The organism is Phocaeicola salanitronis DSM 18170 (assembly GCF_000190575.1).
Lineage (GTDB): Bacteria > Bacteroidota > Bacteroidia > Bacteroidales > Bacteroidaceae > Phocaeicola > Phocaeicola salanitronis.
The window spans coordinates 897,963-924,011 of sequence record NC_015164.1 but is presented as its reverse complement, the minus strand read 5'-3'; the positions used below and the strand labels follow the sequence as shown (position 1 = coordinate 924,011).

Below are 26,049 nucleotides of genomic sequence, written 5' to 3'. Positions count from 1 at the left end.
TTTAATGTGCAAATGTATTAATATGCAAATGTATTCATGTGCCAATGTGTTAATATGGCAATGTGCAAATGTGCTGGTTTGCTGATGAACCAATGTGTTGAAAATGACGGTATTTCACTGTCACCCTAACACATTGGCACATTACCCCATTAGTTCATTGTCACATTGCCAGATTGTTCACACTCCCCATTTCGTCGGCTGGTTGGTCATGGTGATTTCCAAGACACCTCCGGCAGAGATTGCTTTGTGTTCCAGGAACGGCTTGTCAAGCGGTTTTCCGTTTAACGTCGCGCTTTCGATGTATTTATTGTCAGCCGAATTGTTCTTGGTTACAATCGTGAAAGTCTTTCCTTCGGGCAGGTTAATGACCGTTTGGTCAAATATCGGGCGTCCGATGGAATATACCGGTTTGCCCGGACATACTTGGTAGAATCCCATGGAGTTCAGGATATACCATGCCGACATCTGTCCGCAGTCTTCATTCCCCGACAGTCCGTCCGGCTCATTGCGGTATTGCTCTTTCAGCACACGGTCTATCAGTTCTTGGGTTTTCCACGGACGGTTCACGTAGTTGTACAGGTGAATCACGTGGTGGCTGGGTTCGTTGCCTTGTGCGTATTGGCCGATTAATCCCGTGATGTCTGCCGAAACCAGTTCTCCTTCAATCGTAGAGTCGGCGTTGAACAACGAATCGAGTTTGCCCGCGAAAGCTTCCTCGCCGCCCATCAGTTCTACGAATCCTTCTACATCTTGCGGTACGAACCACAGCCATTGCCAGGCGTTGCCTTCACAATAGTCGTCGTTGCGGTGGTTCGAAGCTTTCGGGTTAAACGGAGTGCGCCAGTTGCCGTTCGAGTCCAGACCGCGCATGAAGCGGGTAGAGGGGTCGAAATAGTGGGTATAGGCTTTGGCGAACTTGGCGTATTTCTCTTGGTTTTCGTAATCGCCTACCGCTTCTGCCAAGATGGAAATGCAATAGTCGTCATACGCATATTCCAATGCCTTGGCAACCGATTCGTTTTCGCGGTCGCAAGGGATATAGCCGAGGGTGTTTTTGTAATATTTGGCTTTTGGCATCAGGAAAGGCAATACCTCAGGCGGGCATTTGATGCCTGTCGTATCATATTCGGCTACACGCAGGCAGGCTTTATAGGCTTCCTGCAAGTCGAAGTCGGCAATCCCTTTGGTATAAGCGTCTGCTATGAGCGACACGGCATGATAGCCGATCATGGTTCCCGTATAGTTCCCTGCCAGTTCCCATTTCGGGAAAACGCCGCCTTCCTGACTCTTCAGTATCAGCGAGCGGATAAAGTCGTTGTTCAACTGCGGGTCGATGATGGTCAGCAGCGGATGAAGCGCACGGAACGTATCCCATAAGGAGAATACCGTATATACCGGCTCGTTTACGCTGCCTTGGTGTGCCTGCATGTCCATGCCCCAGTGGCGCCCGTCTGCATCCGTAAACAGGTTCGGGCTGATAGCGGCATGATACATGGCTGTGTAGAATATCTCTTTGTTGGTTTCGTTGGCAGTGGTGATGTCGATTTTAGACAGCCACGTGTTCCACGCCGCTTTGGCATCGTTGCGCGCCTTGTCGAAGTCCCATGCAGGTATTTCGGCTTCCAGGTTCTTCTTCGCGCCTTCCGTGTCTACGGTAGAGATGCCTACTTTCACCAATACCTGTTCGTCTTTCTGGGTTTCGAATTTCAGCAATACCTTGCAGCGCGGTTGTACTCTTCCCTTCGCGTCGGTCAGCGTATCGCGCACGATGGTGTAAGTGAAAGGTTTCGAGAATTTGGCGTAAAAGCTTGCCTGCTGGTCGAATGCCCAGTATTTGGTGAGCTTGCTGCCTTTGATTTCCGTGTCGCTGACCACTTCCACCTGCATGTCCAGGTTAGTTTGGTATTGGATGGAGTAGTCCATATCGAGGATAAAGCCCGCATCTGTCGTTTCAGGGAACGTATAGCGGTGCAGGGCGGCGCGTGGGGTAGAGGTCAGTTCCGCTTTTACACCGTAGCGGTCAAGGAATACCGAATAATATCCCGGCTCTGCCGTTTCGTTTTCGTGGCTGAACGGAGAGGCGTATGGCTCGGTCTGGCTCACGTAGTCTTGTGGGTTATACTGCTGTTCGCCTACGGTCGGCATCAGGAGGAAGTCGCCGTAATCGGCACATCCTGTCCCGCTGACATGGTTGTGCGAGAAGCCGTTTATCGTAGAGTCTGCGTAATAGTAGCCCGAGCAGGCGTCCCACCCGTCAATACGTGTATCCGGGCTGGGCTGGATCATGCCGTGAGGTACTACGGGTCCGGGAAACGTATGCCCGTGCCCGCCTGTTCCGATAAACGGATTTACATACACCGTATAGTCAGGCGTCGTGGCTGTCTGTGCGCACGCCGCCAGCATCAGGGCTGCTCCTGTGCAATAAGCTATAACGGAAAGTCTTGCTTTCATAATATCATTTTTAAGTTAGTTAATACATTTATTTTCCGGATGATATGAATACAGTCCCTTGGTATATCTTGTAATTGATATGAATGGTGTTCTGTAATATTTTCAATACTTCTTCTATTGTTTCCTTCTTTTGCAGTACGCCCGAATAGGTATTTGTCCGGTCAATGTCCGGTGCAAGGATGATGTCCATGCCGTATAGCTTTTCCAGAATATCGGCAATGCGGAATACGTCAGCTTGATCCAGCGGTATCAAGCCATCGTGCCATACCGCGTCTATGACGGCGTCTGTTTGCGATACTTTCATTTGGCGGGTCCTCAGGTTCAGCTCCACTTTCTGTCCGGGCGTCAGCGTGATGGCTCCTTCGTTGTTGTTGCCTTCTACCCTTACTTCGCCTTCTATCAACGAGGCTTCCGCCGTTTTCCCTTTATCCATGCTCCGGAAATTGAACTTGGTGCCCAATACCTGCACATTCATGCTTTTGCTGCATACGCGGAAGGGTTTGTGTTTGTCCTTGCTTACTTCAAAATAGGCTTCTCCGTTCAAATGCAGTTCCCGTTTGCCTCTTTCGAACTTCTTGGGGTAGGTCAGCGTGGTATTTTCGTTCAGCCATACTTTGCTGTTGTCGGGCAAAACCAGTTCCTGTGTTTCTCCGCTTCCGGTAGAGGCGGTAAGCATTTCGGGGTGTTGCCCGCTTGACAGATACCAGGCTGCCAGTCCCGCTACGGCAGCCACTACAGCGATTGCCGCTGCATATTTAAGCCCTTTTTCCCATAAACTGTATATCTTCAACCTTTTGCCTTCCTCTTCCGTATGGATGCGCGCCTCCAGCTTGTTTTCGGCTTCTTGAAGAATCGTTTCATCTGACATCTCATGCATTTTCCCTAAGTGGAAAAGTTCTTCCCACTTGAAGAAAAATGCTTTATGTTCCTCCGATTCATTCACCCATTGCATGACTGCACGTCTTTCTTCGGGCGTGCATTCATTACGGAAGAAATGCATAATGGTTTCATAACTTATTTTCATCTTTTTACCTATATCTAAACCAATTCTATCTCAACAACAATCGAAAACGTAAAAACACTTACACAAAAGGCAGGATTTCTACATTTTATATTTCTTGCGGCATTTATTTGTACTTTTTATTGTCACGCTGGATTGCAAATCCGATTCTTTGGTTACGCCGGATTACAAATCCGGCGTGACAAGACAGGCAGGGGACGTGACAGGCGTTCCTGTGGAATCCATTGCCGCCATCAATACCATTTCGGTCCCGGCTGGTTTCCCATTTCCATTTCCAGCGTGGCTCCTTCCAATATCTGGCTATGCGTGATGTAGCTTTTGTCGTAAGGTTTGCCGTTCAGCCGGATAGACTGGATGTAACAGTTTTCAGGACTTACGTTGTGCGCGATGACAGTAAATGTTTTACCGCCCGGCAAAGATAATGATAATTTTTGAAAGAGCGGGCTTCCGATTTCGTATGTTTGCGAAACCGGATTTACCGGATAAAATCCCATTGCGCTCAGCACATACCATGCCGACATCTGCCCGCAGTCTTCATTGCCGCATAAGCCTGCCGGAGTGTTGGTGTATAATGTGTGCATGATTTGGCTGGCATATTGTTGGGTTTTCCAGGGTTCTCCCACCTTGTTGTATAAGTATGCCACGTGGTGGCTGGGTTCGTTGCCATGTGCGTATTGCCCGATCATGCCGGTGCTGAACAGCGGGAGCTTGGTGGTGTCGGTAGGGTGGAAAGTGAACATGCTGTCCAGTTTCTGGACAAAGCGTTCATTCCCTCCGGTCAGTTCTATCAGCCCTTCGATGTCATGCTGTACCGACCAGAAATATTGCCAGCCGTTGCTCTCGCAGATGTTGGGCGTATAGTCTTCGGCATCGAAATCGGGGATGAACCCGCCTTTCGTGTCGCGCGGCTGCATGAAGGAAGTGGCAGGATTGTACACGTTGCGGTAATTCTGTGAGCGGGCATAAAACTCGTTGGCGAGGTCTGCTTTGCCCATCTTTTCTGCCATTTTGGCAATGCAGTAATCGTCGAACGCGTATTCCAGCGTTTTCGAGAGCGACCAGCCGTCGTTGTTATACGGGTCGTGCATGTCGTAGGGGATATATCCTTTTTGCTTGTACACGCCGATGCCGCGGTATTCGTCGATATTGGCGGTTTTCACGCAGGCTTCCAACGCTTTTTCGGCATCAAAGTCACCGATGCCCTTCAGGTAAGCGTCGGCGATGACCGCTACGGCATGGTAGCCGATCATCATGTCCGTTTCGCTTCCGTAGAAATTCCATACGGGCAGGCGTCCGTTCTGTTCGTAAAAAGCGATGAGTGACTTTACCATGTCGTTGGTGCGTTCGGGCTGGGTGAGGGTAAAGAGCGGATGAGCGGCACGGTAGGTGTCCCACAAGGAGAAGGTGCTGTAATTGGTCCAGCCGTCTGCCTGGTGGTTTTCTCCGTCTGGTCCATAATACAAGCCGTCTACGTCACTGTAGATAGTAGGTGCCAGCATGCTGTGATACAGTGCCGTATAGAATACGGTACGTGTGTCTGCATCGTCGGTTTCTATCTTGATTTTGCTTAATTCCTTGTTCCAGGCGGCTTTGGCCTTTTGCAGGTACGTGTCGAAATCGTTGTCCGGCGCTTCCGCTTGCAGGTTCTTTAGGGCGCCTTCCATGCCTGTGCCTGAGATGGCAGTGGCAAGGGTTATCTGCTCGCCTTCCTGTGTGGGGTATTCGAAACGGACGATAAGCCCTCTGTCATAGCCTTTGTCCTCCCGCGGGACGTTTACGGTGTCTACCTTCATTTGTGCAAACGGGCGGGAGAAGCGGGTGCAGAAATAAACCTTCTGGTTGCGTGCCCAGCCGTTCGAGTAGCGGTAGCCGCGGACGGTCACCGAGTCGACGGCTTCGATGTAGGTGTCTTGCGTAGCGTCCCAGTTCATGGATTTCGCCAGGTTGAGGATGATGGCAGACTCGGCTTTCGGGAACGTGTAACGCTGCACGCCACACCGTTCGGTGGCAGTCAGCTCCACGTTGATGTCATAGTCATCCAGCTTCACCCGGTAATATCCGGCGTATGCCTCTTCGTTCTCGTGCGAGAATTTCGAGTGGATGCCCAAGGGGGCTTCGGCTTCTTTGTAAGGCAGGGTGACGGGCATGAACGAAATGTCGTACAGGTCGCCCGCTCCTGTCCCTAGCAGGTGCGTGTGGCTGAATCCGGCTATCGTGCTGTCGGGATAGAAATAACCGGCGATGCGGTCCCAGCCGGGCAAGCCGTTATCAGGGCTTAGCTGCACCATGCCGAAAGGCACTTGCGCGCCCGGATAGGTGTTTCCTGTGAAATCGGTGCCGATAAACGGATTGACATATTGGGTCAGGTCTTCCTCAGAAGGTTGGGGGGGAGTGCTGCATGCTGCCAGCGCAAAAAGAAAAGCATAAATCGGAGTGGCTTTCAGTTTCATAATATTCGTGTTTGAATGTTGGATTTGCAGTTCATAAAATAAAAATATGAATGTCCTCATTTGCCCGATTGCCTGTAGGGGTGTATTGCGGACATTCATAAATAAAAACAAGCGGCAAGCGAAAAACACTTATTTTGTTTTGCACATTTCTTTACAATTGATTACATTTGCATGATGTTAATCTTAACGGGATTGGAATGACGGAGGAATTCGAGAAGACATATAAGGCATTGTTCAGGCGTTATTATCCGGGATTGTTGTTTTATGCGGCACGCCTTGTTGGAGAAGCTGACGCTGAAGACATCGTTCAGGATGTGTTCGTGGAAATTTGGCGGAGGCAGGATACGGTAGAGCTAGGCGACCAGATCCAGTCATTCCTGTACCGTTCGGTCTATACCAAATCGCTCAATCTGCTGAAGCATAGGGCAGTGGCGGAAAACTACAATGCCGAGGAGGTGGAGTTCTATCAGAAAAAGATTGATTATTACCAGCCCGACCATGCGGACGTAATCAGCCGGATAGAGAATCAGGAATTGCGTGCGGAGCTTCGCCGTGCCATTAACGGATTGCCGGATAAGTGTCAGGAGGTTTTCAAGCTGAGCTACCTGCACGAAATGAAGAACAAGGACATTGCCGACGTGATGGGCATTTCCTTGCGCACGGTAGAGGCGCACATGTATAAGGCGCTGAAATTCCTCCGCGAGAGGCTGAAAGGGCTGCGGTTCTGAATTTCTATACTTCCTCCAGCATTTATAGTCAATCAGAAATTAAATGTGAAAAATCCGTGTGAGTCTTTCATTGAACACAGAGGCACAGAGATACGGAGGATTAATTGATAATGAAAAAAACTCTGTGCCTCCGTGTCTCTGTGTTTCATTCCATTTTTTTGCGAATTAATTCTGTTCTATTATAAATTCCAAAAACTATCAAAATAGTTGGAGTTTCTGATAGGGCTGTATTGTCAATCCGGACGGCATCCTTTTATGGTTTCCATATGGAAACCGTACGTTCTTGATATGGAAACCGTATGTTTTCGATATGGAAACCATACGGTTTTGAATTGGAGAACATAAAAAGAATACAGCCTGAAGCAGAAACTGAACCTTTCAATCATACATTGATTCGTATCTGCTAAACAAACTTGCATTGGGAATCAAGCATTGTTGTCCGCATAGTCGGTGATGTCCGCTTCTGTTTGTGAATACGACCGTTTGTATCTTCTGGCATGGGCAGTCGCACGCGCGGATGCGGGCGTTCCTTAGTAAAATGCGCACATAAATGCAGGATAAAATAGGACGAAAGAGGGCATATCAGCCGGAATTTTGAACCGCAAAGGGCAGAAATGACGAAAAAATGCATAGTAGGGTAAGTGTTTTGTCTTGCGAACTTGTTATAAGATTGATTTTGTTTATCCGCCGGATAGACTTAATACTTTAACAATAAATCTAAAAATTAATAGTAACTAACTTAATGTGTAACCTTAAAAAAGCAGGTATGAGAAGCAAAAAATCTTGCAAATGCTCGAAGAAGCTACTCCGGGCATTGGTGTTGTCTGCGCTTATTACGGTGCCATCGCAGTTCACCGCGGCGCAGTTGAATATTGCTTTATCGAATGCTCCCTTAGGGACAGTGATTAAGCAGATTCAATCACAATCTCAGTATCAATTTTTTTACGATGATGACCTTGCCGATACACAGGTCCAGTCTGTCAACGCCCAAGACGCTTCGGTGGAAGAAGTGTTGGAACAGGCACTTGCGGGTAAAGGCATCGAGTACAGAGTTGATGAGAACGTGGTCTATTTGTCTAAGACTTCCTCGCCTTCCACTGCTTCTGCATCGGTTCAGTCGGATCAACAGGCAGACACCAAGACTGTGACCGGTACGGTTGTTGATGCGGCGGGTATTCCGTTGATTGGTGTGAGCGTGTTGGAAGTAGGGACAACGAACGGTTCTATCACCGACTTGGATGGTAATTTTACGGTAACCGTGCCGGAGACCGCTACGCTGCAGTTCTCTTACATCGGTTATAAGACCGTAGAAATGGCGGTAGCCGGACTGACTACCATTAACCTGACGATGGAAGAAGATTCCGAAGTGCTGGAAGAAGTGGTGGTAACCGCTTTGGGTATCAAGCGTGCGGAAAAAGCATTGTCTTACAACGTGCAGCAGGTAAATTCGGATGACATTACCCGCAACAAGGATGCGAACTTTGTCAATTCGTTGAGCGGTAAGGTTGCCGGTGTCAACATCAACGCTTCTTCTTCCGGTGTGGGCGGTATCTCGAAGGTAGTGATGCGTGGTACGAAATCCATCATGCAGTCATCCAATGCCTTGTATGTCATCGACGGTGTGCCGATGTATTCGGCTACCAGCGAAGGAGGTACAGGATTCGACTCGAAAGGTGCTACCGAACCGATTGCCGACATCAACCCCGAAGACATCGAATCGATGTCAGTCCTGACCGGTGCAGCCGCTGCCGCATTGTATGGTTCGGACGCTGCCAACGGTGCTATCGTCATTACGACCAAGAAAGGTAAGGAAGGACGTCTGAGCATCACGGTAAACAGCAACACGGAATTCCAGAACACGTTTGTGGCTCCGCGTTTTCAGAATAAGTATGGAACCGGAAGTTCATTGGCTGCCAACGATCAGGTGCGTAGCTGGGGCAAACTGTTGAACAGTTCCAACTATACCGGTTATGACCCGTTGAGCGATTATTTGCAGACCGGTATTATCGGTACGGAAAGTGTTTCACTCTCTACCGGTACCGACAAGAACCAGACCTACGCTTCGGCTGCGGCTGTCAATTCGCGCGGTGTCGTTCCCAACAACAAATATGCGCGTTACAACTTTACGTTCCGCAACACCACCAAGTTCTTGAATGACAAGATGACCTTGGATGTAGGCGCGTCTTACATCATCCAGAAAGACCAGAACATGGTGAACCAGGGTCCGTACAACAACCCGATTGTAGGTGCTTACCTGTTCCCGCGCGGCAACGACTGGGAAGACATCAAGATGTACGAACGCTATGACCCGGTGCGCAAGCTGAACACGCAGTACTGGCCCGTAGGCGATGCAGGTATGGTCATGCAGAACCCGTATTGGGTGAACTACCGCCAGCTTCGTAACAACAACAAGGACCGTTACATGCTGAACGCCAGCCTGAATTACCAGATTCTGGACTGGTTGAGCGTAAGCGGCCGTGTACGTTGGGATAGCTCTACAAACGATTATACCGAAAAATATTATGCAGGTACCAATACGCAGATGACCGAATCGTCTACGCGCGGTTTGTACACCATCGCCAAGAGTACTGACAAGCAGCTGTATGCCGACTTCCTGGTGAATATCAACAAGACTTTCGGCGAAGACTGGAGCCTGTCGGCAAATATCGGTACTTCGTTCACCGATATGCGTTCGGATGTATTGGAAGTGCGCGGACCGATTGCTGACGAGAACTTTACGGGTGAGCAGCCGGGCTTGGCTAACGTGTTCAACGTACAGAATTTGAGTAAGACTCGTACCCGTCCCTTGCAGACCGGTTGGCGCGAACAAACCCAATCTATCTTCGCTTCTGCCGAGGTGGGCTACAAGAGCACTTACTACCTGACATTGACCGGACGTAATGACTGGCCTTCGCAGTTGGCAGGACCGAACTCTACCAGCAAGTCGTTCTTCTATCCTTCTGTCGGTGTTTCCGCTTTGCTGAGCGAATTGATGCCGAATGTAAACAAGGATTATCTGTCGTACTTGAAAGTGCGCGGTTCATTCGCATCAGTAGGTACAGCGTTCCAACGCTACATTGCCAATCCGCTTTACGAATGGAACTCAAGTTCAGGCCAATGGAATAATACTACCCAGTATCCGGTATATAACTTGAAGCCGGAACGTACCAAATCATGGGAAGCCGGTTTGACCATACGCTTCTTCAAGGATTTCAACTTGGACCTTACTTATTATAATACAGTGACAGAAAACCAGACCTTTAACCCGGAATTGGGTGTATCCGGTTATTCGAACCTGTATATCCAGACCGGTGCCGTACGTAACTCCGGTATCGAGTTGGCATTGGGTTATGAAAAGACTTGGAACAAGTTTACGTGGAGTAGCAACTACACGTTCTCTACCAACAAGAACAAGATTCTGGAATTGGCTGATAACGCCATTAATCCGGCAACCGGCGAGCAATTCTCTATCAGCACCTTGGATATGGGCGGTTTAGGGTCGGCAGTATTCTTGTTGCGTGAAGGCGGTTCGATGGGTGACGTTTACTCAAACCGTCAGTTGAAACGTGACGTGAACGGTGATATCTACGTGGATGCCAACGGCAACTTGACAGCAGAAACTATCGCAAACTCGGATGACTACATCAAGTTGGGCAGCGTATTGCCGAAAGCAAATATGGCATGGCGCAACGACTTTACGTGGGGCAATTTCCGTTTCGGCTTTATGATTTCAGCCCGTCTGGGTGGCGTGGTATTCTCTCGTACACAGGCTGTGTTGGATGATTACGGAGTATCTGAAGCTTCGGCTGACGCCCGCGACCAAGGCTATGTCTTGGTAAACGGAACCGATCAGGTAAATCCGGAAGCTTGGTATCGCGCAATCGGTAGCGGCGATGCTGTGGCACAGTATTATACGTATTCTGCGACAAACGTACGCTTGCAGGAAGCCTCTATCGGTTATACATTCCCGCGCAAGATGCTGGGCGATGTATGCGACCTGAGCATTTCGTTGGTAGGACGTAACTTGTGGATGTTGTATTGCAAGGCTCCGTTCGACCCCGAAAACGTGGCTTCTACGAATAATTTCTATCAAGGTATCGACTACTTCATGATGCCTTCTACCCGTAACATTGGTTGTAGTGTAACTTTAAAATTCTAAAACGAACACGCTATGAGAAGTTTACTAAATAAATTCTTGATTGTCTCGTTGGCAGTGGCAGGTACAGCTTGTACAGGTGATTATCTGGACATCAACTCCAATCCCTATGAGCCGAACGGAGACGAAATGCAGGCGGATGACTATATCTTAGGATCTGCCATGAACGGTCTTGCCAGTTGTGTCGTATCATCGGACGTTAATACGACCCAGTTCACCGACTGCCTTTTAGGTGGACCGGCTGGCGGATATCTCGCAACTACAAATACCGGATTCAACAATACGATTGAGAACTTTAACGCTACAGATAACTGGACAAACGTATTCTTGAAATCAGATCGCATCATTCCGGTTCTTTATACCAACCTGACATTGGTAGAAAACTTGGCTACTCAATTGGGCAATCCCGTTCCTCTTGCTATCGCCAAAATTATCAAAGTGACTTCCATGAGCCGCGTTACGGACGCATACGGTCCTATTCCGTATTCGAAAATCGGTGCGGACGGCTCTGTGACTACTCCTTACGATGCGCAGGAAATGGTTTACGACACGATGTTCGTGGAACTGAGTGATGCCGTAAAGACCTTGCAGGAGAATCCGGAAGCAGCATTGTCTGCTACTGCCGACTATGTATATAGCGGCGACTTGACAAAATGGATTAAATTCGCCAATTCGATGAAGCTGCGTCTGGCGATGCGCCTTTTGTATGCAGACCGTGCGAAGGCACAGCAATGGGCTGAAGACGCTACCAACGAAGCGAACGGGGGAGTGATTGAAACCAATGCGGACAATGCGCAATGGAACTACTTCGGAGCTACCGAAAATCCGCTTTATACGGCAACCCGTTATAACAACGAAGGTGACGAAAGCGGCGGTGACACACACGCTGCAGCCGACATCATTTGCTACATGAACGGATATGAAGACCCGCGCCGTTCGGTTTATTTCGTGGAGTCTGAGTTTGACGATATGCCTTACGTAGGTGTACGCCGCAGCATCGACCTGACTTCATTAGGAAGTTATAACCATGCGTATTCAGGTGCTCGGATTGGCAGAAACGACCCGATTATGTGGATGAACGCTGCCGAAGTGGCATTCCTCCGTGCGGAGGCCCGTCTGAACAACTTCAATGTAGGCGGCGGTACGGCACAGAGCTACTACGAAGACGGTATCCGCCTGTCGTTCGAACAATGGGGCGTGAGCGGTGCTGATACGTATATGAGCAATTCTACGTCCACTCCGACGGCATACAACGACCCGACCGGAACGAACAGCTTCGCTACTCCGTTGTCGACCATTACCGTTGCGTGGGATGAGAATGCGACTACAGAAGTGAAACTGGAACGCATCATTACGCAGAAGTGGATTGCCAACTGGCTGTTGGGTAACGAGGCATGGGCAGACCATCGCCGTACGGGGTATCCGCGTCTGATGCCGGCTACTGCTGCCGGTAACAAGAGTGGCGGTACTGTAAATTCGAATGTAGGCATTAACCGTATTCCGTATCCGACCGATGAGTTTGTCAGCAATAAGGAAAATGCCGATGCGGCTGTAGGTATCTTGAACGGCGAATCTTCACAAGGTTCGGGTGACAATTACAGCACGCATGTATGGTGGGACAAGAAACCGGGAAGAGAAAACATTTATGCCGGTAGTTCCAATTAAACTATTAACCTAAAATTCAAAGCGATATGAAAAATATATTGAAAACAGCTTTGGGCTTGTTCGCTATGGGAAGCCTGGTTATGGTTTCTTGTACCGATGTGGAAAGTTTGGACATCGTACAGCCTACGACGGAAGAAACTTATCCGGAATCGTATGCAGCGTATGTGCAGGCTCTGAATGACTATAAAGCATCTGACCATAAAATCGTTTATGCGTGGTTTGACAATAGCGCGAAAGTACCGCAAAGTGCAGGGCAGCACATTACGAGCGTGCCTGACAGTGTGGATGTCATTTCGATGATGTATCCCGAATCATTGGCAGAATTTGAACTGAGCGATATGGAAGAAGTGCGCGCGAAAGGTACGAAGGTGGTTTATACCATCAGTGTACCCGACATCGAGCAGGCATGGGTTGACCAGCAGTTTGCCAATGGCGGTGACCAGTCAACGACAAGTGCGGAGTTCAATACGTACTTGCAGACAGAATTGGACGCTTTGTTCGCTTGCTCCGATTCGTTTGACGGAATAATCGTGGAATTTGTCGGCCAGAATCCCGATTTTATGACCGGATCTGCGCTTACGGCTTACGAAACGAAGCAGAACATCGTGTTGAATGCGGCAAATACATGGAAGAGTGCGAATGCCGATAAAATCCTGACGTGGCAGGGCAAACCGCAGAACCTGACCGATAAGGGTATTCTGGCTTCGTGCGACTACATTATTTTGGATATTGACGATGTGGAAGACACCAACCGCTTGATGCTGACAGTGCAACAGGCATTGACGGAAGGTGTGCCTACCGGTAACATCCTGATTGCCGTATCTACTACACCGGAAGATTCTTCGGACACCTCGTATGGATATTGGGGCAGCACACGTGCCTTGGGCGAAGTGGCTGAGTGGGTATCCGGAGGTTATCCGGCAACTGACGGCTTTACCCGTGCAGGCATCGCTATCTACAATGTGCAGAACGATTACTATTCTACAGGCGGCATGTACACCTATGTGAAAGATGCCATTAATACATTGAATCCAGCTCCAACTAAATAAAGATTGAATTATGAAACTGAAACATATTTATTTCGCTTCTCTGATGGCAGTGGCAGGTGGTATGTTTGCCGGCTGCTCGGATGACATCGAGAACTTCGACAATCAGATGTTCGTGACCGACACGACACCTGCTGTGGTGTTGATGATGGCTACGGCTGAAGACGAGACGCAGGAATTTACTTTCTCTATTCCGAAACCGCAAGATTCGGATGTTACGTTTACCATTGCTGCCGATGCAAATAAGGTCCAGACGTATAAGGATCTTTACACTGACGGAACGAAAGAGATAGAAATGGTTCCGAGTGCGAACTATGAACTGGCTACGACACAGGGCGTGATAAGAGCCGGTAGCCTGAACTCTGACCCTATCGCAATCAATTTCATCGGGCTGAGCACCATGGACGATACGAAAACTTACGTGTTGCCGATAACGGTAACCAATTGCAGTATCGGTGTGTTGGGTTCGCAGAATACCCGTTACTATGTATTCCAAAAGGGTGCGTTGATTAATGTGGTTGCAAATCTGGACGACAATGCATTGCGTCCGGGTAATGCATGGGCTACTCCTGATAAGTTCAGGAATTTGACCAAGTTGACTTGCGAAGCCTTGATTTATCCGTATTCGTTGAGCGGCGAAGGCCATGAGTCGGGCATCAGCACCCTGATGGGTATTGAAGGCAACTTCTTGTTCCGTTTTGGTGATGCGGGTCTGGCATCTAACATTTTGCAGATAGCAACCGGTAGTGCTGGTAATTTTGCGGTAAGCCGTGCGGTAGAAGAGAATGTTTGGACACACGTGGCTATTACTTACGACAGCGACGCACAGGAAGTCAATGTCTATTTCAACGGCAGCTTGGTAAATACGTTTACCGGAGTGAACCAAGGTCCTGTAGACTGGAGTCCGGAATATTCGAACGACAACGATGGTAAGGCACGCAGCTTCTGGGTAGGACACTCATACAGCGCTTCACGCTGGTTCGAAGGCGAGATGTCGGAAGTGCGTATTTGGGATAAAGTGCTGACTCCGGAAGAAATCAATGCCGAAAATCATTTCTATGCAGTTTTGGAACCGGAAAACGAACCGAACCTGTTGATGTACTGGAAACTGAATGACGGCGTTGACGAGATTAAGGACTATAGCCAATACGGCAACAACGGCGTAGCTGAGGTTGCAGGTTTGCAATGGGTTTCTGTCAGCCTTCCTGCAACAGAATAATTAGATGAAGGAGTAACAACCTTAAAAATCAGAATGAATTATGAAACATATAACTTTTAAATCAGCTTTCATGGCAATGGCTCTCGTATGTTCGGGAGTAGCTTTTACAGCCTGTGAAGATGATATCGAAGTGCCTAACAATGCGTCGAATCCTTGGGAAAACGTAGGCGAGACTTTTGGTGCGGTACGTTCGGCTGCCGGAGCAAGAATGGGTACAACCTTGACTGTACGCAACGGCGAGGCGGCTACAGGCTATGTATATTTTGAATTGAGCAAGACCGCAGATACCGATACACAGGTGACTTTTACGGTAAACAATGACTCGTTGCAGTCGTACAACGACAAGAACGGAACCAACTACACGGCGTATAGCGGCGTGACTTTGGCAAACGGCGGTACGGTGACCATTCCGGCAGGACAACGCAAGTCGGATTACGTGGCTGTCAACATCCCGGCAGGCGGAGACGGTAATGCGGTTGCCATTACAGCTACTGCCAATGATGGCGTGACGGTTTCACAAAACAACGCGATGTATGTATATCAGGTGGCTCAGGTGAATATTCCGCAGCACAACAAGGCGATTAAGAACTTGTGCTACATCGAAGTGAACAACGAGAACCCGTTGAATGCCGGCGAATATACGTTGTCGAACGGTGAACCGTTCTTCGATATCGTGAGCATTTTCGCTGCCAATATGAACTTGAGCGCGGACGGCAAGCCTTATATTTATTGCAACGACCAGGTGACTTTCGTGTTGCAGCATGCTGATGAAATCATTCGTCCGTTGCAGGAAAAAGGCATTAAGGTTCACCTTTCTATCTTGGGTAATCACGATGATGCCGGTATGCGCAGTTTGAGTGAAGAAGGCGCAAGAGCATTTGCACAGGAACTGAAGATGTATGCTGACATTTACGGATTCGACGGATTCGACTTCGACGATGAATATTCTTCTTATGCAGAGGGTACTTTCAAGGGAAGTGCTACATCAGGTTCGGGAGTTGTGGCTTCGGTTGACGAATGTACAGGTGAAAACTATACCCGTATGCTGGAAATCTGCCGCGAAGTATTGCCGAAGAGTGAAAGCGCATTCGGTATCTACTGGTATCGTGAGGATGACCATCCGGTAGGCAGCAATCTGGAAGACTTGATAGACTATACTGTATATGGTACGTATGGTGCATTCCATGAATATTACAGCCAAGACGTTAGCAATGAGATAGAAGCTCCGTATGCTATTACATTGGTAGGTGAAAACGACAATGGTAATGCGAGAATAGTTCCTGTAAACGAAGAATACCTCCAGACAGTAAAAGATAACTATGGTTATTTTGCATTCTATAATTTGAGGTCGAATCGTCTGTACACTCCGACATTCGACGAGGTTGCCGACATCTTGTATGACGGACAGACTGTAGAATGGACGGGTAATGTATATTCTCGTACAGAAATGACTCCGGTTCAGTTCTCTATTCCGTCATACGACTCTTATATTGGTACGTGGAATGTTACATCAGCTAATTCTTTGTATTACTTCATCAGCACGACTGATGATAGTCAGTGGTGGGATTGGCACAGTTCTAAGGAATTTACCATTCGTATCGAAGCAAGAGAAGCAGGTAAGACTTATAATGTGTACGGTTGGGAAAGTGACGTCAATTCATCGGGTACAGTAACAGATACTTTGCCGTTCGTAATGGAATACAATGAAGATTATGGTACGGCTACTGTATCAGTTGGCGCATTTGGCGAATTGAACGGTCAGCAATATGCGATGGGTGTTGGTACTTATACAAGCAATCCTATTTCTTGGCCGGCAAATGAAGCTTATATTTATCGTTTGGAAACCAGTCCGGGTGGAACGGTACAGATGATCAGCAATACTCAACATCGTTATGGTTTGAGTGTATATTCGGTAGGTGAAGATGGCACATATACTTCTTTGCCGCAAGTGACTGAAGACCACTCTTGTGGTACATATACATTATCGCGTTAAAAACTCTCTACCTGTTGTTTAATAGATAAATAAAGTGAAGGAAGGCCGGAACTTGTGTGCGATGCATGAGTTCCGGTCCTTTTTTATCGCCCAGTCAAATCGTTATATGAAAACAATTCGTTACCTTTGCATAAAATGTTATTCACACTCAATACCGAAATGTTATGAGTGAACTGCAAGACTGATACATCCGCTTCGACTGGGCAATCAAACGTTTGCTCTGTCAAAAGGCAAACTGCGATGTGCTGGAAGGCTTCCTGACTGTGTTTTTTGGCAAACCTATTAAAATCATTGAGATATTGGCAAGCGAGGGAAATCAGGAAAGCTATGATGATAAGTACAACCGTGTTGACATCAAAGCGAAAAACAGCAAGGACGAAATCATCATCATCGAAGTACAGAACACTCGTGAGCTTTATTATCTGGAACGTATTTTATACGGTGTGGCGAAAGCTATTACTGAACACATCTCGTTGGGCAATTCATATAATAAAGTGAAGAAAGTCTATTCTATCAGTATCCTTTATTTCGACATCGGAAAGGGGACAGACTATCTTTACCACAGGCAAAACCGTTTCATCGGTGTACATACACACGATGAATTGCAAGTAAATGTCAAGGAACGGAACGCCTTTGTCACCCGTACGCCTGCATCCATATTCCCTGAATACATTTTAATACGGGTAAACGAGTTTAATGACGTAGCGGTTACGCCGCTCGAAGAATGGATGCGCTACCTGAAGGAGGGAATTATCCGTCCGGACACTACGGCACCCGGGCTGAATGAAGCACGTGAAAAACTTCGTTATTATTCGATGACACCCCAGGAACGTCGTGCCTACGATGAGCACTTGAATGCAGTTATGATTCAAAATGATGTGCTTAGTTCGGCAAAGGAAGAAGGGAACATGGAAGGACGATTAGAAGGAATAGCCGAAGGAAGAATGGATGAACGCTTGAAAAACGCCAAAGGTATGAAAAATCTTGGAATCGCCTCGGATAAGATTGCAGAAATTACCGGACTGTCATCGGAAGATGTAGAAAAGCTTTGAGTTATATGCATTCTGTGCACATCGTCTCTACTATGATGGCATCGACAAATGCACAAATAAGTACCGCGGGAAGTATAAGTCATACCATTGTCAATAAGGGAAAGCCTTCTGTGATGAGCGGGCTTTTGACTTTCTTAACACTGTTATATCCTTATCAATAAGAAAAGCTTTGTACATTTGCCTTAACCATAAAAGCAGACAATTTATGAAAATGCGTGTATTTTTTGGAATGCTGGCAATGTGCTTTGCGTTAAGTGTGTATGCTGAGAGTGATCCTGTTTCGTTTGTTCGGAACCGTTATCCGAATGCCCGTATTTTGGATAAAGATTACGATGACGGGTTTATCGAAGTGAAGATGAACCATCGGGGTGCGGAAAAGATAGCTATCTTCAACTCCGGCGGGGAATGGTTGCGTACGATGTGGGAAGTGCGCCGAAGCCGTCTTCCCCGTGCGGTCATTAATGTATTGAAGCGTTCGGGATTTGTTTATGAAGAAATAGACGACAACGATAACAAGGCGATGGAGAACCGTCGGGGGATGTATTACATCGTACAGGCCGACCGGAACGACCGGAGCTATGTGTTGGTGGTATCGGAAAGAGGCAATATCATTGAGCGTTTTTACGATGACGAGTGGGATGACGAATGGGATGAAGGACGCTGGGAAGGTGAGTTTTGGGATGACGGGGAAGACCATTTCGATGAAGGAGACGACGAATGGGATGACCGCCGGTATCGCCCGCGCCATCACCGTGACCACCGCCATCACGGTTGTTGCCACGACGATGACGATGAAGATGATGGAGAAGACCGTTTTGACGAAGGGGATGATGAATGGCACGGCGGGGAGGCATGAAAAAAGATGCGGCGTGGGCATGGGTGCCCACATTATATTTTGCCGAGGGATTGCCTTATATTGCAGTGATGACGTTGTCGTTGGTGATGTATAAGCGCATGGGCATTTCCAATACGGAGGTGGCTTTGTATACAGGTTGGCTGAACTTGCCGTGGGTGATTAAGCCGTTATGGAGTCCGTTCATCGACCTGATGCGGACGAAACGCTGGTGGATTGTTGCCATGCAGGTATTGGTGGGTGCCGGACTGGCGGGCATTGCTTTTCTGATTCCTGCCGACCGTTTTTTCCAATCGACTTTAGCTGTATTTTGGCTAATGGCTTTTGCGTCTGCCACGCACGACATCGCCGCGGACGGTTTTTATATGCTAGGGCTTTCTCCGCACCGGCAGGCTCTGTTTGTCGGCATCCGAAGCACATTTTACCGCATAGCTACTATTGCAGGGCAGGGATTGCTGATTATGTTTGCCGGTTATCTGGAAAAGTCGGGGCGGGGCATTCCGTATGCGTGGAGCATGACGTTTCTGGTAATGGCAGGCTTGTTTCTGGCATTGTTTGTCTATCATGCTTTTGTGCTTCCGCGTCCGGACTCCGACCATCCTGCAGCCAATGTGTCGGCACGCGGACTGTTACATGAATTCTTGCTTACTTTCCGTTCGTTTTTCCAGAAAGAAGGCATTGGGGTGGCGCTTCTGTTTATGCTGCTTTACCGCTTTCCCGAAGCGCAGTTGGCAAAGATGAGCATTCCTTTCTTGCTCGACCCCGTCTCCGAAGGCGGATTGGGGATGACTACCGAGCAAATCGGTTTTACCCAAGGTACGGTAGGCATTATCGGGCTTACGATAGGAGGTATTTTGGGAGGCATAGCCGTATCCCGTCATGGATTGAAGCGCTGGCTGTGGCTGATGGTCTGGGCAATTTCTTTGCCTGATTTGGTTTATGTTTATTTAAGTTATTTCCCTGAAACAAGTTTATTATGGGTCAATGTCTGTATCTTTGTTGAGCAGTTCGGATACGGATTCGGTTTTACCGCTTATATGATGTATCTCATTTATTTTTCGCGTGGAGCGCATAGCACGGCACATTACGCCTTCTGTACGGCGTTTATGGCATTGGGCATGATGCTTCCGGGGATGGCAGCGGGCTGGCTTCAAGAGCAATTGGGTTACCGGATGTTCTTTATTTGGATTATGGTTTGCTGTGCGGTAACTTTTGCTGTTACGGCATTGTTGAAGATTGACCCGGAGTTTGGGAGGAAATGAGTATATTTAAAATGTGCTAATAAATAATGTGCTAATGTGAGAATGTGAGAATGAATCTGCACATTGCCACATTGTTTATTAGCATATCGAAGTGTAGTTTTGTAAATTGTAAATTGAAAAATAGTAAATGGACTTATGTTGGCATATACGTATGTAGAACAGGGAAAGTTCGAATTGAGAGAGAAGCCGAGACCTCGGTTGAAGGATGCCCGTGACGCGATTGTGCGTGTCACGTTGGGGAGTATTTGTACCAGTGATTTGCATATCAAGCACGGAAGTGTTCCGCGTGCCGTTCCGGGCATTACAGTGGGGCACGAAATGGTGGGCATAGTAGAAGAAACGGGTGATGCGGTACGGAACGTAAAGCCCGGCGACCGTGTTGCTGTAAATGTAGAGACCTTTTGCGGCGAATGTTTTTTCTGCAGGCATGGGTATGTGAATAATTGCACCGACCCCGATGGAGGCTGGGCGTTAGGATGCCGGATTGACGGCGGTCAGGCGGAATATGTCCGTGTGCCTCATGCCGACCAAGGATTGACTCGCATTCCCGACGGCGTGAGCGATGAGCAAGCTTTGTTCGTGGGCGATATTCTTGCTACCGGCTTTTGGGCTGCACGCATCTCTGAGATAACTCCCGAAGACACGGTGCTGATTATCGGTGCGGGCCCTACGGGAATCTGTTCGCTTCTGTGTACGATGCTGAAGCATCCGCGCCGCATCATTGTATGCGAGAAATCGCCCGAGCGTATTCGGTTTGTCCGTGAGCATTATCTGGATGTGTTGGTGACAACTCCTGAAGAATGCCTTGCCTTTGTGCATGCGCATAGCGACCATGGAGGAGCCGATGTGGTGATGGAAGTGGCTGGAGCACGCGATACGTTTCAGCTGGCATGGCAATGCGCCCGTCCGAATGCGGTTGTGACTGTGGTGGCGATGTATGACGAGCCGCAGATTTTGCCTTTGCCCGATATGTATGGCAAGAACCTGACTTTTAAGACGGGAGGGGTAGACGGATGCGATTGTGCCGAGATTCTTCGTCTGATAGAAGCGGGGAAGATTGACACCACTCCGCTCATTACCCACCGTTTTCCGCTTAGCCGTATCGAAGAAGCTTACCGCTTATTCGAGAACAGGGAAGACGGAGTGATTAAAGTGGCGATTGGATAGAATGTTTTTTCACCACAGAGACACAGGGTATCACTGTGAAATTAAGACTCAGTGTGCCTCTGTGTACTCTGTGGTGAACTTTTTACTTGATAATCCGGAAATAATCTTCTTTGCGGGGTTTCGCCTGTGCAGGCTCTTCGGCAGGATAGCCTAAGGCAAGTGCGCCGATGCCCATCAATCCTTCGGGCAGTCCCCATTCTTTCATCAGTTGTTTTCCTTCTTCTGTGTCGAACATTTCTCGTTCGCGATGTATCCAGCAGCTTCCTAATCCGATGGCATGGGCAGCCAGCATCATGTTTTCCAAGATGCAGCTTCCGTCTTGTATCGGGTTGTGTGCATCAGCCGGTGCGAATACCAGCACGTAGGTAGGCGCATTGTAATATGGATTGAAGGTCACTCCCATGATACGGGCGTTCATTTCTCCTAATTTCTTGCGTAAACCCTCATTTTGCAGGGCTACGATGTAAGGAGCTTGCAAGCCACGTGAGGTGGGTGCATACGTTCCGGCTTTGAGCACGGCTTTCAGTTCTTCGTCCGTAATCTGCTGCGGTTGGTATTTGCGGCAACTACGGCGTGTCTGGATAAGTTCAAGAAATTCTGTTTTCATACTTTAAGTATTTGTTTGATTCGTTTATGTAATGCGTTACAGCGTATTACAGAGGAAATATTCCTTGCTTGTCACGCTGGATTTGCAATTAATAAAGTTTCCTTATCTCCGCACCTTTGTAATAATGCAGCAGGATGTCGTTGTAATCGAATCCTTGTTCGCCCATGACGGCGGCACCTATCTGGCACAAGCCTACGCCGTGTCCCCATCCGGCTCCGGTCAGCTGGAACCATACGGGCGCTCCGTCGGCGTTTTCGCCTTTATCGACCACAAAAGCCGAACTGAACAAGTGGGTGGGCGAGAGGGTACGCCTTATCTCCAGTTCCTTGCCGATAATCAACGTCTTTTCCGAACCTACGATTTTCAGTTTGCAGATGCGTCCCGACTTTCCCCGCTCTATGGGGATGAGGTCGAGTATCTTTCCGTAATCGTTCTTGGTTTTGGTGCGGATTAGTTCGGCTATCTCGGCTTGGGTGTAACGGATTTTCCAGCGGTAGAAGTCGGTGGTCTCGCAATCGTAATTGTTCAGTATCTGGCGGATAATGTTTTTGTCGTGTGTGTTGCAAAAGCTTTCCGGGGCAGAGCGTATCCATTTTTCGGCTTCTTCTTCATGGGTCAGGTCGGGGACAGGGGTTTCTGCTTTCGTGTCGCATACCGTACTTAAATAGGGGTAATGCTTGTCTTCCCAACATGTGCCGAACTCTTCGGTCACTCCTCCGCAGCATTTCGAGAAACGTGCATCGCAAATCGCGTTTTTATACATCAGCGCCTGTCCGCGCGTGGCTTTCACGGCTTCTTCCACCCGTCGGCTGGATGCCTTGGTGATGCCTTGATAACGCTGGCAATGGTCATCGGCGCATACATCGAAGATGGTGTGGTCTTCGCGGTCGTACCAACGGATGTATTCGGTTTCGGTCTTGACGAACGAGAAAAATCCGTTGTCTTTCTTGCTCAGGGCTTTCCGTTTCTCTATTTGTGCCAATAGCCAGCTTCGGGAAATGACGGCGTGCGCTTTCAGGAACTCAAGTGAGGAAGTGGCGTTCATTTCCGAGGAGATGACGCTTATCAGGTAGTCTTCCGCCGGCAAGATGTTGATGGCGGTGATTTTCCCTTCGTCCACTACCAGCTTCAGTACGCCGATGAAACGTTGGGTTTCCTGACGTTCCCAGTGGAAGTTGATGCCGATTGTCACGTCGTGGACGGCAAACGAGGCTTCATTCTCCAGTGGAGTGAAAGTCAGTTCGCGATACAGGTTGCCGTTCCACAGGATGCCTCCTTCGCTGAAGGACACGCATTGCTCGCCTTCCACGCTTTCGCCTTTGGCAAGGAAGTGTCCGTGGAGGTTGAAATGGATTTCTTGTGCGTTGAGTATGCCTACGCTTATTTCGGGTTCTTTCATTCTAAGTAACTGTTTATATGATAACATTCACCACAGAGTATCACAGAGGAAAATCTATTTACTGTTTTCCAATTTACGAAAAAATAGTAAATAGTAAATTGTCTAATCGTAAATCCTCTGTGGTGAAATGTCGGTTAATTTTGTACATATACTTAGAAACTGTTTTGAATTTCTCCAAAAAGTTTTTCTCGTCTTGATGTTTCCGTTTTCGTGTGTGCTTTGGGCGATTTTTTGGTCCTTTCCGCTTCTGTTCTTCGTCAGATAGCCCGCTATCTTCCTCATCACACAAGCGGAAATGCCTCAAAAACTCATCCCAAATCATCGCACGATAAATTCAAAACAGTTTCTTATAAACTTACTTCGTTGTATATTTGTCGTATTTCTTCTTCCGTCAGATTCTCGAAGTCTTCGCGGCGGGGAGTTACGAGCAGCCCTGCCATGTCGAGTGCTCCGGGGCTTATCAGACGTTGTGCTCCGCCTTGTGCCGTATAGCAGGAAGGGCGGTGCAGGGCGCGGGGAATGTATGCCACGGTAAACCCTCGTTTCGGGTCTTCCCAAGCGAACAGGTTATAGCGCGGCTCGTCTTCGTCCGGATGCAGGGGCAAGGAGCGGAGATAGGCCTCTACCAGTGCTGTATCGGAAACCGGAGTGTTTTCGGTGATGAACGCCTGGACGGGGCAGAGGTAACCTTCGATGCGGTAGCTCCGGCATTTGTTCCCGTTTGTTAAGGTTGTTTCAGCCGTGAGCGTAGCGGTTTCCATCAGCCGGTCCCATTGCAGGATGAGGGGGATGTCTTGCATCCGTGCCGCCTGAAAATGGAAATGGTCGGGAGCTGATGCGCCACATTTGGCTCCGTTGTAGAATAAGGCATACCCTGGCGCGAAATGCCGGTTTATCCATTCTACCAGCTTTCCGGGCAGTTGGCGTCCGGTTTTTCCCGCAAGCGTTTGGGGCTGGTGCCGTTCGCTGGAGATGGTCAGGTGGCCGGGCAGGATGGGATAGGGGTTGATGCGCAGGTCGAATGTTTCATCCAGTTCGATGCGTAAGGATTCCTGCTCGGCAGGCTTGTTCTCCAGGCATAAGAAGCAAGGACGTGCCGCAATGCTGGCAGGGTCGGTCTTCGCACACGTCGAAACGGCACGTGCCGGATTGAACTGCACCCATATCACATTGTCGCCCGGCCGGATGCACCGGGTCTGGATGTATTCCAGGGCTTCGTGGTTCGTGCGTGCCAATTCCCAGTGTGCCAGCTGGTGTTTTAAGAAACGGGTGCCCGGACGGTCTTGTTCCTTGGCGGCAAGGGCGCGGCGCCGGGCAAGTTCCAATGTGCGCAGGCTGTCTTTATAGGCATTGTTGCGGTTTACTTTTTCAATGCTCAAGGCAGCGTCGGAGTTTCCCTCCCAACGGCGGCACAGGTATATCACCTCGTAAATGCGCCCGATGCGGTATTGGCGGGAGAAGGCTAATCCGAGGGCATAGTCTTCGCCGTAGCTCACGTTCGGTATGCCGGTTTCACGCAACAATGGGGTGAAGAAGGCACGGGGCGCTCCCAGCCCGTTGATGCGCAGGGCATTGTTATGCCCGTTCCGGTCTGTCCATTCGCGGTGGTCGATTACGCCGGGAGGCAATGTCTCTAAGTCGAAGTTGGTCATGCGGTACGAGCCGATGACCATGGCGCATCGTTCGTTATGGAATTTGTCGATAATCAGTTGTAGGGTGTCGGGACCGCTATAGAGGTCATCGCTGTCCAATTGTACGGCGAACCGTCCGCATCGGGCGTCGCGTACCGCCAGGTCCCAACATCCGCCTATGCCCAAATCGGTACGTTCGGGGATGAGGTGGACCACTTTCGCATTTCCCGCGTACCGGCGGATTGCTTCGGTAGTCCCGTCCGTAGAGTGATTGTCCACGATGATGAGGTTGTAATCGAATGTCGTTTGTTGTTCCAGCACGGAGCGGATGGCATCGTCGATGGTGCGCACCCGGTTGCGCACAGGAATGATGACCGAGGCTTCGCAAGGGAAACTGCCTTCGTTCGGGTCGATGCGGTGTGTTGCCGGAGGCAGGTAGGCTCCGGTCTTTTTCAGGTAACGGGTGAATGCCGCCTCACGTTCTATCTGCACCGAGCGGTTGCGCGGGTCCACGTAGTCGAATTGTTTTTCGCCCGAACGCCGGGTATCCGTTTCAGCCTCCGTGTACAGGTATTCACGGATATGCGTCAAGGCATAGCGGCGCGATAAGGCGAGCCGTATGGCATAGCTTGCCGAGTAGGCATAATCGTCTTCCACGCTGATTTCAGCCACCGCTTGCCTCAGGGCTTCGGTGCGGTACATGACGAGTGAGCCGAAATCGAAATCATCGCGCACGCTTCCTTCTTGATAATCGATGACCGGATGCGGGCGCATGCCTTCTCCGGTTTCTTCGTACCGGTCGGCATACACCATGCCGCACGAAGGAGCGGACAGATAATCCGTCATGCGCTCCAAAGCCCGGCTTCCTAACCGGATGTATTGTTTGGCACGGCATACTAAAACATAAGGAGTATGGCTTTCTGCTGCGATAAACCGGTAAGTTTCGGTATCATCGGAGCAGGGGATTTTCAGTACCCGGCATTCGGGCAGCCCCTCTATCATGTCACTTGGTTTTGTCTCTTCGCCGCAGGCGATGAAACAGGTTATGTTTTTCTCCATATTCGCAGTTCTTTATTTATAGCAGGACAAATGTACGAAAATATTTAGAGCCTGCATAGCGGCAAGGAGAATATTCGGCAAGGAAGCCTTGATTTGCAGGTGGCGGATATGGGCATCTCATCCGTTTTCTGATTTTTCTCCAGAAAAGTTGTTTCCGCATTTGGATTACATTATCGTTTCAATTGGCTTCTGTTTATGGTTTCCATATCAAAACCGTACGGTTTCCATATCGAGAACGTACGGTTTCCATATCAAAACCGTATGGTTTCCATATCGAGAACGTAAAAGTA

Annotated in this window: 17 protein-coding genes; 10 read left to right on the top strand and 7 right to left on the bottom strand. The window is 48.8% G+C overall.

Annotated features, from left to right (window positions below; genetic code table 11):
- Positions 1 to 177: 177 nt before the first annotated feature.
- The 3 genes from BACSA_RS04190 to BACSA_RS04180 form a co-directional block, all read right to left on the bottom strand.
- On the bottom strand, positions 178 to 2,451 hold the full coding sequence (locus BACSA_RS04190; protein WP_013616875.1) for a GH92 family glycosyl hydrolase: 2,274 nt from the start codon (positions 2,449 to 2,451) through the stop codon (positions 178 to 180).
- 28 nt (positions 2,452 to 2,479) lie between these two features.
- Entirely contained in the window at positions 2,480 to 3,475 is a 996-nt protein-coding gene (locus BACSA_RS04185; protein WP_013616874.1) for a FecR family protein, read from the bottom strand.
- Positions 3,476 to 3,705: 230 nt separating this feature from the next.
- The gene (locus BACSA_RS04180; RefSeq protein WP_013616873.1) at positions 3,706 to 5,922 is read right to left on the bottom strand and encodes a GH92 family glycosyl hydrolase; all 2,217 of its coding nucleotides are present in this window, start codon (positions 5,920 to 5,922) and stop codon (positions 3,706 to 3,708) included.
- A gap of 197 nt (positions 5,923 to 6,119) precedes the next feature.
- Here BACSA_RS04180 and BACSA_RS04175 point away from each other — a divergent pair, with 197 nt between their 5' ends.
- From BACSA_RS04175 to BACSA_RS04130, 10 genes are all read left to right on the top strand, one after another.
- Positions 6,120 to 6,650 (top strand): RNA polymerase sigma-70 factor, encoded by a 531-nt coding sequence (locus BACSA_RS04175; protein WP_013616872.1) that lies wholly within the window; start codon positions 6,120 to 6,122, stop codon positions 6,648 to 6,650.
- A 766-nt stretch (positions 6,651 to 7,416) separates the two neighbouring features.
- A complete protein-coding gene (locus BACSA_RS04170) occupies positions 7,417 to 10,809 on the top strand; it encodes a SusC/RagA family TonB-linked outer membrane protein (RefSeq protein ID WP_013616870.1) in 3,393 nt (1,130 codons plus the stop codon).
- A 12-nt stretch (positions 10,810 to 10,821) separates the two neighbouring features.
- On the top strand, positions 10,822 to 12,471 hold the full coding sequence (locus BACSA_RS04165) for a SusD/RagB family nutrient-binding outer membrane lipoprotein (protein WP_013616869.1): 1,650 nt from the start codon (positions 10,822 to 10,824) through the stop codon (positions 12,469 to 12,471).
- Between the two features lie 26 nt (positions 12,472 to 12,497).
- On the top strand, positions 12,498 to 13,520 hold the full coding sequence (locus tag BACSA_RS04160; protein WP_013616868.1) for a glycoside hydrolase family 18: 1,023 nt from the start codon (positions 12,498 to 12,500) through the stop codon (positions 13,518 to 13,520).
- A gap of 10 nt (positions 13,521 to 13,530) precedes the next feature.
- On the top strand, positions 13,531 to 14,736 hold the full coding sequence (locus BACSA_RS04155; protein ID WP_013616867.1) for a DUF1735 and LamG domain-containing protein: 1,206 nt from the start codon (positions 13,531 to 13,533) through the stop codon (positions 14,734 to 14,736).
- Positions 14,737 to 14,776: 40 nt separating this feature from the next.
- Positions 14,777 to 16,729 (top strand): BT_3987 domain-containing protein, encoded by a 1,953-nt coding sequence (locus BACSA_RS04150; RefSeq protein ID WP_013616866.1) that lies wholly within the window; start codon positions 14,777 to 14,779, stop codon positions 16,727 to 16,729.
- 188 nt (positions 16,730 to 16,917) lie between these two features.
- Complete coding sequence (locus BACSA_RS04145; protein ID WP_013616865.1) at positions 16,918 to 17,781, top strand: Rpn family recombination-promoting nuclease/putative transposase; 864 nt, start codon at positions 16,918 to 16,920, stop codon at positions 17,779 to 17,781.
- Between the two features lie 205 nt (positions 17,782 to 17,986).
- Positions 17,987 to 18,637, top strand: coding sequence for a PepSY-like domain-containing protein (locus BACSA_RS04140; protein WP_013616863.1), 651 nt, complete (start codon positions 17,987 to 17,989; stop codon positions 18,635 to 18,637).
- A complete protein-coding gene (locus BACSA_RS04135; protein ID WP_013616862.1) occupies positions 18,634 to 19,896 on the top strand; it encodes an MFS transporter in 1,263 nt (420 codons plus the stop codon). The genes BACSA_RS04140 and BACSA_RS04135 overlap by 4 nt, the downstream gene beginning before the upstream one ends.
- A gap of 135 nt (positions 19,897 to 20,031) precedes the next feature.
- Positions 20,032 to 21,063 carry an alcohol dehydrogenase gene (locus tag BACSA_RS04130; RefSeq protein WP_013616861.1) on the top strand — a complete coding sequence of 344 codons (1,032 nt, stop codon included), beginning with the start codon at positions 20,032 to 20,034 and terminating at the stop codon, positions 21,061 to 21,063.
- Between the two features lie 82 nt (positions 21,064 to 21,145).
- Here the strand turns inward: BACSA_RS04130 and BACSA_RS04125 are convergent, their stop codons facing one another.
- The 4 genes from BACSA_RS04125 to BACSA_RS04110 form a co-directional block, all read right to left on the bottom strand.
- On the bottom strand, positions 21,146 to 21,670 hold the full coding sequence (locus BACSA_RS04125) for a nitroreductase family protein (RefSeq protein ID WP_013616860.1): 525 nt from the start codon (positions 21,668 to 21,670) through the stop codon (positions 21,146 to 21,148).
- 88 nt (positions 21,671 to 21,758) lie between these two features.
- Positions 21,759 to 23,069, bottom strand: a complete 1,311-nt coding sequence (locus BACSA_RS04120; RefSeq protein ID WP_013616859.1) for a SpoIID/LytB domain-containing protein — start codon at positions 23,067 to 23,069, stop codon at positions 21,759 to 21,761.
- Between the two features lie 73 nt (positions 23,070 to 23,142).
- On the bottom strand, positions 23,143 to 23,391 hold the full coding sequence (locus BACSA_RS04115) for a hypothetical protein (protein WP_041583878.1): 249 nt from the start codon (positions 23,389 to 23,391) through the stop codon (positions 23,143 to 23,145).
- A 25-nt stretch (positions 23,392 to 23,416) separates the two neighbouring features.
- Positions 23,417 to 25,759, bottom strand: a complete 2,343-nt coding sequence (locus BACSA_RS04110; RefSeq protein WP_013616858.1) for a DUF4922 domain-containing protein — start codon at positions 25,757 to 25,759, stop codon at positions 23,417 to 23,419.
- Between the last annotated feature and the right edge of the window lie 290 nt (positions 25,760 to 26,049).